Source organism: Photobacterium sp. GB-56, assembly GCF_003026105.1.
GTDB lineage: Bacteria > Pseudomonadota > Gammaproteobacteria > Enterobacterales > Vibrionaceae > Photobacterium.
This window is the reverse complement of sequence record NZ_PYNW01000002.1, coordinates 161,572-178,921: the sequence shown is the minus strand read 5'-3', so window position 1 is coordinate 178,921 and position 17,350 is coordinate 161,572. Positions and strand designations below refer to the sequence as shown.

At 39.8% G+C, this 17,350-nt stretch carries 13 protein-coding genes; 9 read left to right on the top strand and 4 right to left on the bottom strand.

Annotation, left to right across the window (positions count from 1 at the left end; genetic code table 11):
- Window positions 1-2: 2 nt before the first annotated feature.
- Window positions 3-515: an NUDIX domain-containing protein gene (locus C9J42_RS03485; protein WP_107287122.1), complete on the top strand. Its 513-nt coding sequence runs from the start codon at window positions 3-5 to the stop codon at window positions 513-515.
- Between the two features lie 62 nt (window positions 516-577).
- On the opposite strand, the gene C9J42_RS03480 is transcribed toward C9J42_RS03485, so the two are convergent.
- Window positions 578-1,795 carry an META domain-containing protein gene (locus C9J42_RS03480; RefSeq protein ID WP_233220720.1) on the bottom strand — a complete coding sequence of 406 codons (1,218 nt, stop codon included), beginning with the start codon at window positions 1,793-1,795 and terminating at the stop codon, window positions 578-580.
- Window positions 1,796-2,007: 212 nt separating this feature from the next.
- Between C9J42_RS03480 and C9J42_RS03475 the strand changes: the two genes are divergently transcribed.
- The 3 genes from C9J42_RS03475 (at window position 2,008) to C9J42_RS03465 (ending at window position 5,748) form a co-directional block, all read left to right on the top strand.
- Window positions 2,008-3,798 carry an amidohydrolase gene (locus tag C9J42_RS03475; RefSeq protein ID WP_107206254.1) on the top strand — a complete coding sequence of 597 codons (1,791 nt, stop codon included), beginning with the start codon at window positions 2,008-2,010 and terminating at the stop codon, window positions 3,796-3,798.
- 243 nt (window positions 3,799-4,041) lie between these two features.
- A complete protein-coding gene (locus C9J42_RS03470) occupies window positions 4,042-5,310 on the top strand; it encodes a rhodanese-like domain-containing protein (RefSeq protein ID WP_233217673.1) in 1,269 nt (422 codons plus the stop codon).
- A 219-nt stretch (window positions 5,311-5,529) separates the two neighbouring features.
- The gene (locus C9J42_RS03465) at window positions 5,530-5,748 is read left to right on the top strand and encodes a hypothetical protein (protein WP_107245966.1); all 219 of its coding nucleotides are present in this window, start codon (window positions 5,530-5,532) and stop codon (window positions 5,746-5,748) included.
- Here C9J42_RS03465 and C9J42_RS03460 read toward each other — a convergent pair.
- On the bottom strand, window positions 5,738-6,658 hold the full coding sequence (locus tag C9J42_RS03460) for a M15 family metallopeptidase (RefSeq protein ID WP_107287124.1): 921 nt from the start codon (window positions 6,656-6,658) through the stop codon (window positions 5,738-5,740). The two genes, C9J42_RS03465 and C9J42_RS03460, sit on opposite strands and share 11 nt — an antisense overlap.
- Window positions 6,659-6,725: 67 nt before the next feature.
- Entirely contained in the window at window positions 6,726-7,175 is a 450-nt protein-coding gene (locus tag C9J42_RS03455) for an RNA-binding S4 domain-containing protein (protein ID WP_107259619.1), read from the bottom strand.
- Between the two features lie 416 nt (window positions 7,176-7,591).
- On the opposite strand from C9J42_RS03455, the gene fusA reads away from it, so the two are divergent.
- Entirely contained in the window at window positions 7,592-9,679 is a 2,088-nt protein-coding gene (fusA, locus tag C9J42_RS03450) for an elongation factor G (RefSeq protein WP_107206249.1), read from the top strand.
- 466 nt (window positions 9,680-10,145) lie between these two features.
- Here fusA and torS read toward each other — a convergent pair whose 3' ends face one another.
- Window positions 10,146-13,061, bottom strand: a complete 2,916-nt coding sequence (gene torS / locus C9J42_RS03445; protein WP_107206248.1) for a TMAO reductase system sensor histidine kinase/response regulator TorS — start codon at window positions 13,059-13,061, stop codon at window positions 10,146-10,148.
- 221 nt (window positions 13,062-13,282) lie between these two features.
- On the opposite strand from torS, the gene torT reads away from it, so the two are divergent.
- The 4 genes from torT (at window position 13,283) to C9J42_RS03425 (ending at window position 17,308) form a co-directional block, all read left to right on the top strand.
- Window positions 13,283-14,353 (top strand): TMAO reductase system periplasmic protein TorT, encoded by a 1,071-nt coding sequence (gene torT / locus C9J42_RS03440; protein ID WP_107259621.1) that lies wholly within the window; start codon window positions 13,283-13,285, stop codon window positions 14,351-14,353.
- Window positions 14,354-14,517: 164 nt separating this feature from the next.
- Window positions 14,518-14,976: a methylglyoxal synthase gene (locus tag C9J42_RS03435; protein WP_107206246.1), complete on the top strand. Its 459-nt coding sequence runs from the start codon at window positions 14,518-14,520 to the stop codon at window positions 14,974-14,976.
- 181 nt (window positions 14,977-15,157) lie between these two features.
- Complete coding sequence (locus C9J42_RS03430) at window positions 15,158-16,138, top strand: zinc-binding dehydrogenase (RefSeq protein WP_107206245.1); 981 nt, start codon at window positions 15,158-15,160, stop codon at window positions 16,136-16,138.
- 312 nt (window positions 16,139-16,450) lie between these two features.
- The gene (locus C9J42_RS03425) at window positions 16,451-17,308 is read left to right on the top strand and encodes an MIP/aquaporin family protein (protein ID WP_107245958.1); all 858 of its coding nucleotides are present in this window, start codon (window positions 16,451-16,453) and stop codon (window positions 17,306-17,308) included.
- Window positions 17,309-17,350 lie beyond the last annotated feature (42 nt).

Below are 17,350 nucleotides of genomic sequence, written 5' to 3'. Positions count from 1 at the left end.
AGATGACCAGTATAAATACAGCCCGTTTTTGTCCGCAGTGTGGCAAATCAAGCTTAACCCGTTTAACCGATAAGCAATTTACTTGTAGCGCCTGTAATTTTACCTATTTTCACAACCCAGCGGCTGCTGTTATGGTTGCGCTGTCATATGAAGATGAGTTACTGGTAGCAATAAGAGGTAGAAATCCAGGATTAGGATTATGGGATTTACCTGGCGGATTTGTTGACCCTAATGAATCCTTAGAGCAAGCAGCAATACGAGAAATACAGGAAGAACTCAACTTAACGCTGACTGATTTCACATACCAAGGCTCATTCAGTAATACGTATTGCTACAAAAATATTGAATATAAAACCTGTGATACTTTTTTTAGTCATCAATTATTAGATAAACCAACACTAACGGCACAGGATGATGTTGCTGATATTCTGTGGGTAAAAAAACAAGATATCAAACTAGAAAATTTTGCTTTTCCCTCAACGCAACGCGCTGTTGAGTTATGGTTGAATAATTAATAAGTTTAAGAATAAGAAGTATCAACGTCTATTGATACTTCTTATCAATGGGTTACAAAAGATTATTGATTATATGAGGATGGCTCTTTGGAGAAGATCATTACCCCCAACTGGCCGTTGACTTGATATGAAAGCGCTAATTTACCCGCGAAATAAGTGAATTGACTCACCCCACCTAATTGCTCTAAATATCGTTGTTGTTGTTCTGCAGCTAAAGGATTATTGCACTGTTTTTCAGTCACCAATGTATGCTGCTTTAATACATTAATAAAGCCCGGACGCGGCTCTGATGTAACGGAAACCGTATAATTATTACAGGCAACTGAACCAGTAAAATGTCCATTAATATAACGTAATCGAATATCGTTTTCGGCACTCACCGGATCGCCATAACGCCAGCTTTCTAGTCTCCATTCAGTATTAGATAAAATATCTGGGGTTAAACGAACAATTTTTCGTGTGTTCGGCTCTTCTATTAATTGATTATGACTATCTAAATGCCAGACATGTTGAACCACATCACCAGGACAACAAGCTGAATCGTTTTTACCCGGCTGAATAACATCTAAAATAATTTTCTTATTCATTATTTTTAGATCTTTAACTCGAAAACGATCGCCGACAAATTGTGTCGCAATATTTTTCAAATGACCACTTTCTTTATCAACAACAGCTATATACAAATATTGCCCTATTCCGCCTGGTGAGTAATTTAATAAAACTACAGCCATTTTTTTATTATTTTCCGTTAGCGATCCCACCGCTTTGATATCATCAAGCAGTATGACTTGTGGCATGACGGAACCACCAGGTTGATACGGTTCACCAGCCCATAAACCATGATGTAATTGAATTGGCGTGCCAATATCTTCTATGCCACTGTAGCGCGCATCTTTTAAATCATGAAAACTATAGGTTGCAAGTGGTGCAAGAATGGTGTCATTAATAGCAGTAAGATTTTCTAAGCGAGAGTCATAAGTTGACACTAAGCAACGTTGAACATTAGGTTTTTCTAGGCAACCTGTCCTTGATTCTAACCAATTTTTCTGTGTTTCTTTTATCACAGAAGCTTCACTTACCATCGACTGAGTTAACACCTGCTGATACATCTTCGACATCTGCTTGTGTAACAATACTAATTTAGGATCTTTGCAAATTAACTGATCAATATTAGAGGTCTTGGAATGGCAGTATGAGCCATCATTATTTGCTGCCATCAGCGTTGTACTAAATGTCGCGATAGCTCCTACAAATAAGAGCACCAAACATCTCATTTTCATTCCTCTATTTTCCACTTACTGTTATCAGATAAACAGTTACTGGATTAATTCGACCGACATTTTATTAATTAGTTCCTTACTCTCAATAAGTTACTAAATAAATAATAACATCACGAATTGTTATATTAATTGTGAAATCAGTAACCTCATCGTCTATGCTTGCATGCTAAAGTAAAAAAACTTTATTTTGCGGATAATTATAAGGAAATTATATGTTTAAACGCTCTTATCTCAGCTTGGCAATCCCAGCTATTTTGGCACTTTCTGGATGCGACCAAAAAACTAAAACTGAAAGTATTGAACCACAGCAAGTTACTAAACCTACCTCTGCTGCTGTAACCACTTTACCAGCAAAATTAGTGCATCATGCCGATACGATTTACTCCGGCGGCGATATTATTACAATCAATGATAAACAGCCTGAAGTTGAAGCCGTTGCAGTTAAAAATGGAAAAATACTGGCGACAGGTAGTCTTTCTGATATTGAAAAGCACAAGAATGCAGAAACAAATATTGTTGATTTAAAGGGTAATACACTAATTCCAGGGTTTGTTGATGCACACGGTCATGTCTTCAATGTAGGCTTACAAGCATTATCCGCTAACTTACTACCCCCACCAGATGGTGAAGGTCGTGACATTAATAGCCTGATTGAATTAACCAATCAATGGCATAAAGACTTTCCTGAGCGTAGTGATAAAGTAGGCTGGATTATTGGCTTTGGCTATGATGATTCACAACTAACCGAAAAACGTCACCCTACAGCTGAAGATTTAGATAAAATCTCAACAGAATTACCCGTTATTCTGATCCACCAATCAGGCCACCTTGCAGCAGTAAATAATAAAGCGCTGGAAGTTGCTGGTGTCACGGATAAAACTGAAGATCCTGAAGGTGGTGTTTTTGTACGTAAAAAAGGATCTCAACAACCTAATGGGACGTTAGAAGAAAATGCGTTCTATTATGTATTAGGTAAAGTACTTGCTAATATGAGTAATGAAGATAATGAAAAAATCTTCAAAGCGGGAATGGAACTCTATAGTCAATTTGGCTATACCACAGGCCAAGAAGGACGTGCATTTCCTAACATTATGCCGATCATGCAAAAAGTCTCGGAAGAAGGTAATTCCCCAATTGATGTCGTTGCCTATCCTGATATCGTGATCGCAAGCCAAACCATTTCTGGCCCTTACCTAAGTAATGACTACAAGAATAACTTCCGTATCGGTGGTGCAAAACTCACGATTGATGGATCACCACAAGGTAAAACAGCATGGTTAACTCAGCCTTACTTTGAGCCTCCTAAAGGCAAAGATGGCTCTTACGTCGGTTATTCTGCTATTTCAAATAACGATACCTTCAAATACGTCGATCAAGCCTTTGAAAATAACTGGCAAATACTTGCTCACGCCAATGGCGATGCTGCCATTGATGTTTTTATCGCCGCAGTAAAACAAGCTGAAGATAAATACGGCAAGAAAGATCGTCGCCCAGTCCTAATCCATGGACAAACCATTCGTCCAGATCAAATCAATAGCTTAAAAGAGCTAGGAATTTTCCCATCGTTATTCCCAATGCATACTTATTACTGGGGAGACTGGCACCGAGATTCTGTTTTAGGTCCTGAGCGCGCTGAATTTATTTCACCGACAAAAACGGTCTACGATAAAGGAATTAAATTCTCGTCACATCATGACGCGCCAGTCGCTCTGCCTGATTCAATGCGCGTATTATCTGCAACAGTTAATCGTCGTTCTCGTACAGGCGATATTATTGGTCCTACAGAACGTGTAAGCCCATTAATTGGATTGAAAGCGATGACAATTTGGCCTGCATACCAACACTTTGAAGAAGATAAAAAAGGCTCAATTGAAGTAGGGAAAGAAGCTGATTTCGTTATATTATCAGATAATCCGCTGAAAATAGATCCATTAAAAATCGAAGATATTAAAATCCAAGCTACGATTAACGATGGCAAAACAGTGTACCAAATAACTCAGTAATTCATGCACACCAGCTTTAATTGAAACTAGAACTGGTGTCTTCGCTTTGTTCTATATTCCACTTACTTTTTATCCCATCATCATCTATTTTTATAATCAGATGATGATTTAATTAATCGCCATCAATTGTCTTACAAATTATTTTCGCTAGAATGTCGCCTCGTTTGCCCTGATGGCAGATCAAACAGGTTCTATATGCGCTCTTTAAATCAAATTTTTATTACGTGCCTTTTTGTGATTAGCATGCCATGTTTAGCGGCAGCAAACACTGTCACACCTCCTATTCAAACCTTTGAGCAACTAGCTCAAGCTCAGCAGACGAAACAAGCAATACAAATTATTGATTGTCGAGACAGCAATTACTTCAACGGTTGGCCAAAGCGAAATGCAACTCGAGGTGGTCATATCCCTAACGCTGTCAATATTGATAGTCAATGGCTCACTCTTTTAACACCGATTCAGCTATCAAGCTTACTTAAAAATCGTCAGCTATCTCCGAAAGTACCAACCGTCCTGTATGGCGATAAAACCTCAACGACGGCAATGAGTGAAGCACTCAAACAACAAGGTTTTAGCGCTATATCTACAATTAATCAGCCCGTTACGGACTATGTAGGCAAACTGAAAGCACTTAAAAACTTTAAACACTTAGTATCTGCACAATGGTTAGATCAGCTAATCAATCACCAGCAGCCATTGTACGCACCACAGCACGGCTATAAAATTGTTGAAGTTGAATGGGGTCCACCGTCCACATATTTACTTTCACATATCCCCAACTCGCTGTATGTCAATACCAATGATATTGAAAGCAAGCCTTGGTGGAATAAAGTCAGTAATAATGATCTTAAAAAAGTCATTACTGATTTAGGCATTCGTTATAACACCACTGTCATTGTCTATGCTCGTAATAATATGTCAGCAGCACGCTTTGCTAACTTTCTAATGTATGCTGGCGTTGAGGATGTAAGACTACTCAATGGCGGCTGGAATGCGTGGGAAAACGCACATTACCCGACCCAAGCTTTCATTAATGAAAACCACGACGATGTGAGTTTTGGTAAAACGATTCCAGCAAACCCTCAATACCTGACGGATCTCCAGCAAGCAAAAACAATACTAAAAGAACCCCAAAGTACCCATTCACTCGTAAGTATTCGTACTTGGCAAGAATATATTGGAAAAACCAGTGGCTATGATTACATCAAGCCTAAAGGTCGTATCAAAGGGGCTAAATGGGGACACGCTGGTAGTGACTCTTACCATATGCAAGATTTTAATAACCCAGATGGCACAATGAAAAGTGGTTACCTCATCGCGAAACAATGGGCGAAATGGAATATTAAACCAAACCAACAAGTCGCCTTTTTCTGTGGTACTGGTTGGCGAGCATCTGAGGCATTTTTCTATGCTTATGTTATGGGATGGAAAGATATCAGTGTCTTTGATGGTGGGTGGTATCAATGGAGCGCAGATAAAAACAACCCTATTGCAGAAGGCTTACCTAAATAACATAGTTAAAGCTCTGACATAAAACGGTAGCTCTTAGCTGCCGTTTACTTATTCAAACTGTAATGACATTCACAAAGTTAAACTAATTTACTTAAAGAACAAGAAGCTAACATTCCTCTGACCAACAAATGACCATATCCTAACAGCCACTACGTTGAATGACATCTAACCACCTATTAACCTTGCACATCTTAAATAAAACTAAGTTGTGGAGGCCATATGTCAACGTTTACTATCGCTCCCGTATATTTAGTAAATAATAACGCAAAAAAAATGCGTTATGCGCAAGCCGAAATACCGCCGACCCAACCTCGGGTTAACCAAGAAAACTCAGAGAAAAAAATCTCTACCATTATGACTTTCAGTGGTTACGATAATCGTGGAGAAATACAGCCTAAAGCGCCAACTAAAGGCTGTACGATTAATATTAACGTTTAACACAAATCTCTGAACGCAAAGGGACTTGCTCAATCTGCGCCATAACCTTACTTGGGTTAGCCTGATACGCTTTACTTATCGAAGACACACCCAGCTTATGTTTCAGGTAATTAGTGTAATCATTAAACTTATACTGGCTATAGGCTTTGGGGTACATACGACTACAACTGTTATACCACTCAACATAACGTTTAAAGAACAGTGTTGCTTGCTGTGCTGTCATCTGCGACATCATTACTGCCATATCTTTAGATAATTGGAAATGCTGATAATCAATTGGCGAATTCCAAAAACCGCCCCAATATAAAAAGCCATTACGTGCAAAAATATCGACGACTGTTTCAGCCATCCCTTTTCTATCTGGTTTACCATAACGATAGATTTCACGGTTAGCATATTTTGTCCCTTCTACGGGGCTATATTTTGCCTGACCTGCGCGCGCAAAAGTCACAAATGGGTTTTGCACCGGATTTAAATCAATCGCTGCACCATAGGCGTGAAGCGATAAACTACTCGTCCCTTCTACTGGGCGATAGTTAAAAGCAGAAGTATTATTATCTGTCATCGATACCGTGTCATCACCGCGATATTTTTCAATCGGAACCGCTTTATGAATTGGAAATCCTTGTTGATATAATTCATCGAAAATTTTACCCACATAAGGCGCTGTTGCATCCATTACAATAATTTGACCATTAGTGTGAATACGATTAGAAAAATCACGATATTTAAATGTCACTTTTTTCAAACGTTGGCACTGTACTGGTGCCGAGCTCGACATCACGCCAACTTTTGACATTGCCTGACATTCAGCAGTTGTTAACGATGAAACAGTTGCAGCCAACACACTTCCACTCAAACAGCTAAAACTAATCACTAAACCTAGCGTAATAAATTGTTTATTCATCATCCCTTCTCATTAATCAGGCAAGAAAAAGACGCGTCATTGCGCGCCTTGTTTATAATAATGTTTTATCTTAAAAACTAATTGGCTTACGACCAGTCGCTGTATCTGGCTTTATATCAGCAGCTTTGTTGGCCGCTTTTTTGGTTACAGAACGATTTCCTGCAGTATTCGGTTTGCTAGTACTCTTTTTCTTATCAGCAGCTTTATTTGCTTTTTTTGACGCCGCTTTAGGAGATGCTTTTGGTTTTTCCTCTGCAACACGCATCATTTTTTCTTGTACTGGCTGGTCGCACAACACAACGTAAAACTCACCATTAAACTCAATCACATCACCGTCATATATCTTGCAACGTTTACGTAATTCAAGCTCACCGTTTACTGCAACATAACCTTCAGAGATGGCATATTTTGCTTCACCGCCACCACTGACTAAGTTGGCTATCTTTAACACTTTATATAATTCGATAGGTTGAGCTGAAACTTCAACACCAATTGCTTCAACTTCAATTTCTTCAGACATGTCGATAACTCAAATAAGAGAACAAAAAGGAATATATTTCTAATTCTACCCCACATTACAATATGAAGGAAAAAAATGAGCGAATAGAACAGTACTTCGTAAAAAAGTGATAAAAATCATTGATAGTAAAGATCTAAATGTTCACAAATTCTGAAAGAAAAGAAAATAAAGAATAAGAATCTCATCCCAAAAAACATGACAAAAATATAACTTTAGCAACTTACAATTCCTAAAAACCTGAACTAACCTTGTTTTTTGTAGCTTGATTTGCTGTGTAAATGGGCAACAAGCCTAACAGCTAGAGTAAAAAGCAAGCGAATAACGATTTTATTACGCATAGCTATGTTCTGGTTGATATAAGTAGTGCTATAATCCGCGACCTCACATGTGACCGTAATTGTTGATAGAGAAAAACAATGACAGATTTATCTAAATACAGAAACATTGGTATTTTCGCCCACGTTGATGCGGGTAAAACTACTACTACCGAGCGTATCCTTAAGCTAACTGGTCAAATCCATAAAACTGGTGAGGTTCACGATGGTGAATCTACTACTGACTTCATGGAACAGGAAGCTGAGCGCGGTATTACTATCCAGTCAGCAGCTGTAAGTTGTTTCTGGAAAGATCACCGTTTCAACGTTATCGATACTCCTGGACACGTTGACTTCACAGTTGAAGTTTACCGTTCTCTTAAAGTACTTGATGGTGGTATCGGTGTATTCTGTGGTTCTGGTGGTGTTGAGCCTCAGTCTGAAACAAACTGGCGTTACGCTAACGAATCTGAAGTTGCACGTATCATCTTCGTTAACAAACTAGACCGTATGGGCGCAGATTTCTTCCGCGTTACAGACCAAGTTAAAAGTGTACTTGGCGCAACGCCGCTAATCATGACACTTCCAATCGGTCGTGAAGATGATTTCGTTGGTGTTGTTGACGTTCTAAACCGTCAAGCGTACGTTTGGGATGACACTGGTCTTCCAGAAAACTACGAAATCACAGACGTCCCAGCTGACATGGTTGATGATGTTGAAGCTTACCGTGAAGAGCTTGTTGAAACTGCTGTTGAGCAAGATGACGACCTAATGGAAGCTTACATGGAAGGTGAAGAGCCTTCTATCGAAGACATCAAGCGTTGTATCCGTAAAGGTACTCGTACTTGTGATTTCTTCCCAACATTCTGTGGTTCTGCATTCAAAAACAAAGGTATGCAGCTTGTACTAGATGCTGTTGTTGATTACCTACCTTCTCCAACAGAAGTAGATCCACAACCACTAACAGATCCAGAAACTGGTGAGCCAACTGGTGAAGTTGCAACAGTTTCTGTTGACGAACCATTCAAAGCGCTAGCATTCAAAATCATGGATGACCGTTTTGGTGCCCTAACTTTCGTTCGTATTTACTCAGGTAAACTGAACAAAGGTGATACAGTTCTTAACAGTGCAACTGGTAAGACTGAGCGTATCGGCCGTATGGTTGAGATGCAAGCTAACGATCGTAACGAACTTACTTACGCGCAAGCTGGTGACATCATCGCTATCGTTGGTATGAAGAACGTTCAAACTGGTCACACTCTATGTGATGTTAAGCACGAGTGTACTCTTGAGCCAATGATCTTCCCAACACCAGTTATCTCAATCGCTGTATCTCCAAAAGATAAAGGCGGTTCTGAGAAAATGGGTATCGCGATCGGTAAGATGGTTGCAGAAGATCCATCATTCCAAGTTGAGACTGATGAAGATTCAGGTGAAACAATCCTTAAAGGTATGGGTGAGCTTCACCTAGACATTAAGGTTGATATCCTTAAGCGTACATACGGTGTAGACCTTATCGTTGGTCAACCTCAGGTTGCTTACCGTGAAACTATCACTAAACCTGTTGAAGATAGCTACACGCATAAGAAACAGTCTGGTGGTTCTGGTCAGTTCGGTAAGATCGACTACATCATGAAGCCAGGTGAAGTAGGTTCAGGCTTTACGTTCTCATCATCTGTAATCGGTGGTAACGTTCCTAAAGAATTCTGGCCTGCAATCGAAAAAGGCTTCAAAGGCATGATGGATACTGGTGTTCTTGCTGGTTTCCCTGTTCTTGATGTTGAAGTTGAGCTTGTTGATGGTGCATTCCACGCAGTTGACTCATCTGCTGTAGCATTTGAAATCGCAGCGAAAGGCGCATTCCGTCAATCTATGCCTAAAGCTGGTGCACAGCTTCTTGAGCCAATCATGCACGTTGACGTGTTCACTCCTGAAGATCACGTTGGTGATGTTATCGGTGACCTTAACCGTCGTCGTGGTATGATCAAAGACCAAATGGCTGGTACAACTGGCGTTCGTATCAAGGCTGATGTACCTCTTTCAGAAATGTTTGGTTACATCGGTTCTCTACGTACAATGACTTCTGGTCGTGGTCAGTTCTCTATGGAGTTCGCACACTACGCACCATGTCCTGCAAACGTTGCTGAAAAAGTAATCGCTGAGCAGAAAGAAAAGAACGCTAAGAAGTAATTTTTAATTACTCTAAGTAATCTTTTTAACCCCGAGGGCTTTGCTCTCGGGGTTATTTTTTATCACGTAAAAATCATTCCACATCACTATACACCTCCTATCATTTCATCTTTCCTCGTCTTTAAAGGTTGAGCATCTTGCACACCTTGTAACGCTATTGATAACAATCACAAGTAATCGTGTATGAAAAACAGCAAGGCTATAACTTTACTCTAATTAGAATAGTTACGATTATTCTCTCAACACCACCTATCGCGATCTCTCACTATTGTCGGTGTCGCAATAACCGCTGTTTCCGCTACAGGTATAACATTCTGTCTGACCTTGTTGAAGATGCTGATCAGCTAGCGCTGCTATCTCTTCTGATCTAGATATCGTTTCAAATAGGAACTAAATAGTACTGAACGTTTCATAGACATTAAAAAAGGGCACTGTATATGCCCTTTTCTCATCTAAATAGCTTTGATTATGCACTGATAAAGGTGGTTTCTAATATCGCGACAGATTGATCAAAGACTTTTTGTAGCGAGCTCAGATCTAAACTTTTAATTGAACCTTCTTTCGCATTTTTTTCAAATTCAGAGCAAATATGATGAAGTTGCATTAGCCCCATGGTTCCAGCTGCACCTTTTAAGGTATGCGCTTGTTTAGCCACTTCAGATAAATTCTTATCATCAATAGCCTGATGTAGTTTTGATAACGTTAAGCTCGATGATTCTCCAAATAAGTGAATAAGCTGCTTCACTTGCGCTTCGCCCAATACTTGAAGATCACTGCCTAATACGGACTCTTTTAATAGTGGAATCGTATTCTCTGTTGGCTTCACTTCCACGCTCTCTTCTCCAATACCTTTTTCGATAATCACGCGTTTCTCACCTTTTAAGATACTGCTCATTGTATCAATCAACTGCTTTTCAACTAACGGTTTAGGTAAGAATCCTGCAAAACCAGCATTTAAATATAACTCCACTTCTTCACGAAAAACATGAGCAGAAAACGCAACCATCGGCGTCGGCTCTTCCCATGCTTCATGGCTATTATCTTCTAAGCGGCGTAAACGACTGAGTAACTGAACACCGTCAGTATCAGGTAAGTTAATATCTAATAACGCGATATCAAAACGTTGTTTTTTGTATATTTCTTCAGCTTCAGCACCATCAGCAGCCGTGACAACAGTATGGCCTAAACGAGTTAAGAAACCTTCAGCAACCATACTGTTTACTGGGTTATCTTCTACCAGCAAAATATGAGCAGAACGCATAATCACTCTTTTATCATCGGTTTCTAAATTCCCTTCGCCATGCTCAAGAGGCAATGCAAACCAAAAACAACTCCCTTCACCAACTACTGATTCTAAACCAATTTCACCATCCATTGCCGCTACAATGTGTTTGCTAATTGCTAAGCCTAGACCTGTACCTTCAATGGATTTTCGTCCTGCTTCTGCTTGCTGGAAAGCACTAAATAAAAGGTTTTGCTCTTCTTCATCAATGCCAATACCCGTATCTTTTACAGAGAACAATAATTCATCTGGCATGTCGGGATGAGGCTCTACAAAAATTGAAACTTTGCCCGTATCTGTAAACTTAATCGCATTACCTACGAGATTTACTAGCACTTGACGTATGCGACTCTCGTCACCAAACCATATTCCTTCAACTTGTGGTGAAATATGGCACTCAAGACCAATACGTTTTGCAAACGCTCGCCCTTCTAACATATTAGACACATCAGTAACCATCCGAACAACGGAAAAGTTACTTGGCCTTATATCTAAATGCCCAGCTTCAATTTTCGAGTAATCAAGAATGTCATTTAAAATATCAAGTAAGGTTTCACCACTGCGGTTTATCACATCGAGATAGCGTTTCTGTTGTGATGTTAATTGTGTATCTGCTAATAACGATGCAGTACCTAAGACACCATTCATTGGTGTTCGGATCTCATGGCTCATAGTTGCAAGAAATGAAGACTTCGCGCGGTTTGCTTTTTCGGCTTCATCGCGCGCTTTATAATGATTATAAACTTCTTCATTTAAGCGACTGTTTATTTTCTCAAGCTCGCCAGTACGTTTTGCAACTAATCGTTCAAGGCTAGCTTTATGCTCTTGTAATTCTTGCCGAGCTTTTGACTCTGCTTGCGCCAAACGATATCGCTCATTAGCGGTGTCACGAGCCACTAAAATAGCTCGCCCCATTTGCGCTAATTCATCATCCCCTTTGACGTTAATTCTGACCCCTAAATCGCCTCGGGTTAAAGCTGATAACGCACGGCTATATTCGTTAATACGGCAAATCACCCTTGCATAAACAAATCGCCACATAATGAGTACTAACGCCAATAAACCAATTGCAGAGATCACTATTAACGTATTTCGGGCAAGTGTTAAAGTATGATCAACACGTTTAACCGCTTGCTGAGTATTCACATTAGCAACATCAATAATGTCATCAACGGTATTATTTAACTGCTGGAATAACACCAAATTTTGTTGATCAAGGCGCTCGACATCTTGCTTTGCATAAATTAGTTGCTCAATAACCCCAAACAACAAACGGCCACGATTAAGCTGAGTAGTTAGCTCAACTAATTGTTCTGAACGGCTAGGATCTTCTACGGATTTAACTCGCTGACTCATGATACCTACCGCGTCGTTATAGCGTTTTTTAAGCGCCACGAGAGATTTAATATCAACAATACGACTAGAATCATCCAGCATATTGATCACTTGTAACGATAAAAATCGCAGTTCAAATAAACGTTCAGATAAGTCCATATCCACTTCAACGAGACTATCTAATGCTTTATAGACAGCAGGTTTATTTCCATCTGCAACTAAATCATAGATGCGAGACACGTTAGCCACTGCAATGGTATTGGCATTTGAAACCTGAGATTGAGATAAATTATCAATTTGATGGGTGGCTTTCGTCATCTCTGTTGTTAGCTTATCTAACTGACTTTGAAGATCGATCTGACGCCCTACTAGTAAACCTAATAATGCTAAATTATCAACAATGCGCTTTACATCTTCTTCTAATTTCACCATTAACGGTTGATCAAAAGAAAATTGTTCAAGTGAATGCAAGCTTCGATTTAATGCTTCAATATGAATGGTTAACGCACGCCCTTGTCGCATACGTTCAGATTCTGCTTTAGATTTTGCCAATACTTGTGCATTAAAAATAATACGAGAACTTAAATCTGATAACTGACGCGCTTCTGCTAATGCAGGCACGGCAGAATTAATTACCGTACGCTCAGTTTTAGCCACTAATGAAAAACCTGCGACACCAATCATTACTGCAATAATCATCAAGCTAGCCATTGCTGAAAAGGCTATTAACAATTTCGTTCCGATACCTTTTAGGGTAAACGTCATAAATAATCTCTACATCAAAATGTTTGCAACCCATATATACCAAAGTGACTTCAAGCATTTAATGCCGCGTGTTGTCACTCAATTGAACATCTCAAGGTTACTTAGGTATATAATATCGTATATCTGTCGTTGCTCAGTATGCTCGCTATTTCACAAGAGAAAATAAAGCGCTACTATTTTGCCAGCGATATGACTTTAAACCTAAAATAATGTTGGTATAAATGCGCATTTTTTGTTTTGTTTTGTTTTTACTTTCCATCCAAACAGCTTCTGCACAAGAAGTGATCTCCTATCAACCTCCTTTTCAGGCAGATAAAAAAGCAACTGAAGTCCAATATAATTTTTTAACTTCCGTTACTAAGCCATGGAAGATCTGTGCAGTTTACCCGCATTTAAAAGATTCATATTGGTTATCGATCAATTATGGAATGGTTAAACAAGCAAAAAAATTAGGCATTACATTAAAAGTGATGGAAGCTGGCGGTTATCCCAATTTAGATAAGCAAACATTGCAGCTACAAAAATGCCATCAATGGGGTGCAGATGCGATTATCCTAGGTACGGTAGATGACAAAGCCTATAACGGAAAACTTTCTAAACTCATCGGTAATACGCCTGTATTTTTAATGACGAACAATATTGATTTTACCGATCCTGATATTCGCCAACATGTGAAAGCCAAAGTAGGCGTAAATTGGTATGACATGGGTAAAGTTGCAGGTGAATACCTGGCTAAACGTCACCCGAAAGGTTCAGGTGTGGTAAAAGTCGCTTGGCTACCAGGCCCTCAACTCCAAGGTGGTACCAAACCTGTATCTCGTGGTTTTAAAGACGCGATTAAAAACAGCGATGTAGAAATTGTGACAACCTTATGGGCCGATAACAGTAAAGAATTACAACGAAATTTGATTCAGCAAATCCTCGCATCGAAAGAAGATATTAACTACATTGTTGGTGGCGCTGTGGCGGCAGAAGTAGCAATAAGTGAGTTACGTACTCACGATATTCACAACATAAAAATTGTATCAACTTACCTCAGTCATGGTGTTTATCGAGGCTTAAGACGTCATCGCATATTATTTGCCCCTACCGATAAAATGGCGGAACAAGCCATGCTATCTATCGACCAAGCTGTTCGTTATCTTGAACATAAGCCAGTCGTACTCGATATTGCACCTTCAATTGTCAATCTCACACCAGAATATTTACCTAAAAAAGTGATTGCAGAGTCGTTATCACCCGCTGAGTTCCGCCCTTCTTTTTACGTTAAAGACCACCACGTAAAACAATAATGCTTTGTCCTGCGTCATAGGCTCTTTGACGCAGGATATTTTGTTCTCAAATATAATATTTGTATCACCGCTAATAATTAGATTATTGTGTTTTACTCATTTATAAGGTTCTGATATCTATTTATTTCATCATTACGATCAGAACATCTTAGCAAGGAAATATGATGCACAGAACAACCCGCACAATGGCATCCTCTAAACATATCGCCCTCGTTGCACACGATAACTGTAAAGTTGATCTACTTCGTTGGGTTAAAGAACATAAAGATAAACTGGCATCTCACGAGCTATACGCTACAGGTACAACAGGACACCTCTTATCAAAAGAAATAGGTTTACCGATCACTTGCTTAATCAGTGGTCCAATGGGAGGAGACCAACAATTAGGCGCACTGATTTCTGAAGGAAAAATCGATATGATGATTTTCTTTTGGGACCCACTCAATTCCGTTCCTCATGACCCAGATGTAAAAGCGTTACTCCGTATTTCAGCAGTATGGAATATCCCTGTTGCGACTAACCGTGCTAGCGCAAACTTCATGATCACCTCACCGCTTCTCGATCAAGAAGTCAGTATTGAAGTTCCTGATTACGATGCTTACCTAGCAGAGCGTATCAATTAATCCTTGGTTACTTTTAGCCTTTTGCCTTCATCGTAAAAGGCTCAAACAACTTCACCGTTACGAGAAAATAACAATTAATTGAAATCCCTCCGTTTTGGCACAATTGCTTCAACTAAATGACGAAAATACATGTAATGCGTTATATTGTTAAATAGATTATATGTAGTAGAGGAAGTTGCCAATGCAAGCGTGGATGTTAAAACAGCCAAATGGAATAAGCGCACTATCTCTCGAAGAAACCGATAAGCCTACTCCTAGCGCTGACGAAATTTGCATAAAAGTCGCGGCTGTAGGGTTAAACCCCATGGATTACAAATTAACAGAATGGGGTTACGCAACATGGAATTATCCTCAGATAATCGGATTAGATGTTGCGGGAACGGTTGAAAGTATAGGCGAGAATGTAAAACAATTTTCAATCGGTGACAGGGTCATCTTCTTTGCCGATCCTCGAACTGCAGGTGGATTTGCCGAATATGCCTGCATCAAAGCCTCTGCCGCAAGTCGTATTCCTATTACCTTATCTTTCACTGACGCCGCCGCTTTACCCTGTGCTGGATATAGTGCATGGATAGCCGTTCACGACAAATTACAAGTCCAGAAAGGCCAACGTATTGCTATTACAGGAGCCGGTGGCGGAGTCGGTGGATTTGCAGCGCAACTTGCAAAAAAAGCAGGGGCGACAGTTTATGCGATTGCTGAACGTCAACACCACCAACGCTTATTAAGCTATGGACTTGATGCAGTACTCTCGCCAGAGCAAAATATTGCCCTCGAGATAATCAATCTAACTGAAGATCAAATGCTGCATGGTGTCATCGACTGTGTCTCTGCACGTTCCGGTAGCCTTATGAGCGCGCTAATCCGTTATAACGGACATATTGTGATGGTCGCCGATCAGTTTACTCAAGTGCCGCTATTAGCGACGACTAAAGCATTAAGTATCCATGAAGTGGCTTTACATGGCACCTATGCCCACGGAGCACCAGAACATATTGCTCATCTTGCAGATATTGGTAATAAACTCAGTGAACTTGTTGCTGACGGTGAGCTTAAAAGTATGGTAGAAAAAATCGTCCCTTTTCCCAAACTTCCTGACGCACTCACTAATATTCAAAATAAAAAACATAGCGGTAAAGTGATTGTGTATGTTAATCCCTAACTAAGCTTTCAAATAGAACAAAAACGAAGGACTCATATGAGTCCTTTTTTATGACGACAACTCATCAATACTCGCCACTTCATACCTTCATAAAAGATATAAATACGCATAACACCTTTCGTTTTATATTTTTATATGGATTTATTCGTTTAAAAAATATGAGCCATTTAACAAAACAAATACATTTTATTTTCATTTAATGCTCGAACGCTCACTTTTAATGTTTCTTTGTTTTCGAAATGTCGAATATTGTAGAAGATATGCCGTGCTCCCAGACAATAACATTCGATGTGAATAATAAGGATAATTAAAATGACAATAACGAAAGCCCCCTCACTACTCGGCGAATGTATCGCTGAATTTATCGGTACAGGCTTGTTAATCTTTTTTGGTGTCGGCTGTGTCGCCGCTTTAGTCTTAACAGGCGCTGACTTTGGTCAATGGGAAGTCAGTATTATCTGGGGATTAGGTGTCACTATAGCCATATATTGTACTGCAGGCGTGTCTGGCGCTCACATTAACCCAGCCGTTACTATTGCTCTTGCTGCATTTCACGGTTTTGATAAAAAGAAAGTCGCACCTTACATTATTAGTCAACTTCTTGGTGCTTTCTGCTCTGCTGCGCTTATCTATGCCCTATATAGCAACCTCTTTACCCAATATGAAATTACCCATCAATTTGTACGAAGCAGTAATGAAGCATTGGCAACCGCAGGGATCTTCTCGACTTACCCACATGCCAGTCTGTCATTTTTCGGCGCATTTGCTGTCGAGTTTGTGATCACAGCAGTATTGATGTTCGCCATCTTAGCCCTTGGTGATGAAAATAATGGCGCATCCCGTGGTGCTTTAAATCCATTACTTATCGGAATTTTAATTGCCGTAATTGGTAGCTCTTTAGGTCCATTAACAGGTTTTGCTATGAATCCAGCGCGTGATTTTGGCCCTAAGTTGTTCGCCTATTTCGCCGGTTGGGATAAAGCACTGACAGGTGGCCTTGATATTCCTTACTTTATTGTGCCGATTTTAGCTCCCATTGCTGGCGCCTGTTTTGGTGGCTGGTTATACCCTAAAGTTGTTGCAGCGCATCTGCCTCAACAAGGACAAGGTTGTACAATTCCAAATCAATGTGACAAAAACACAGAAGAAGAAGCTCGCACGCAAGCTTAACCTCTACTACCTAGTATAATTATAATAGTTTGAAACAAAGGA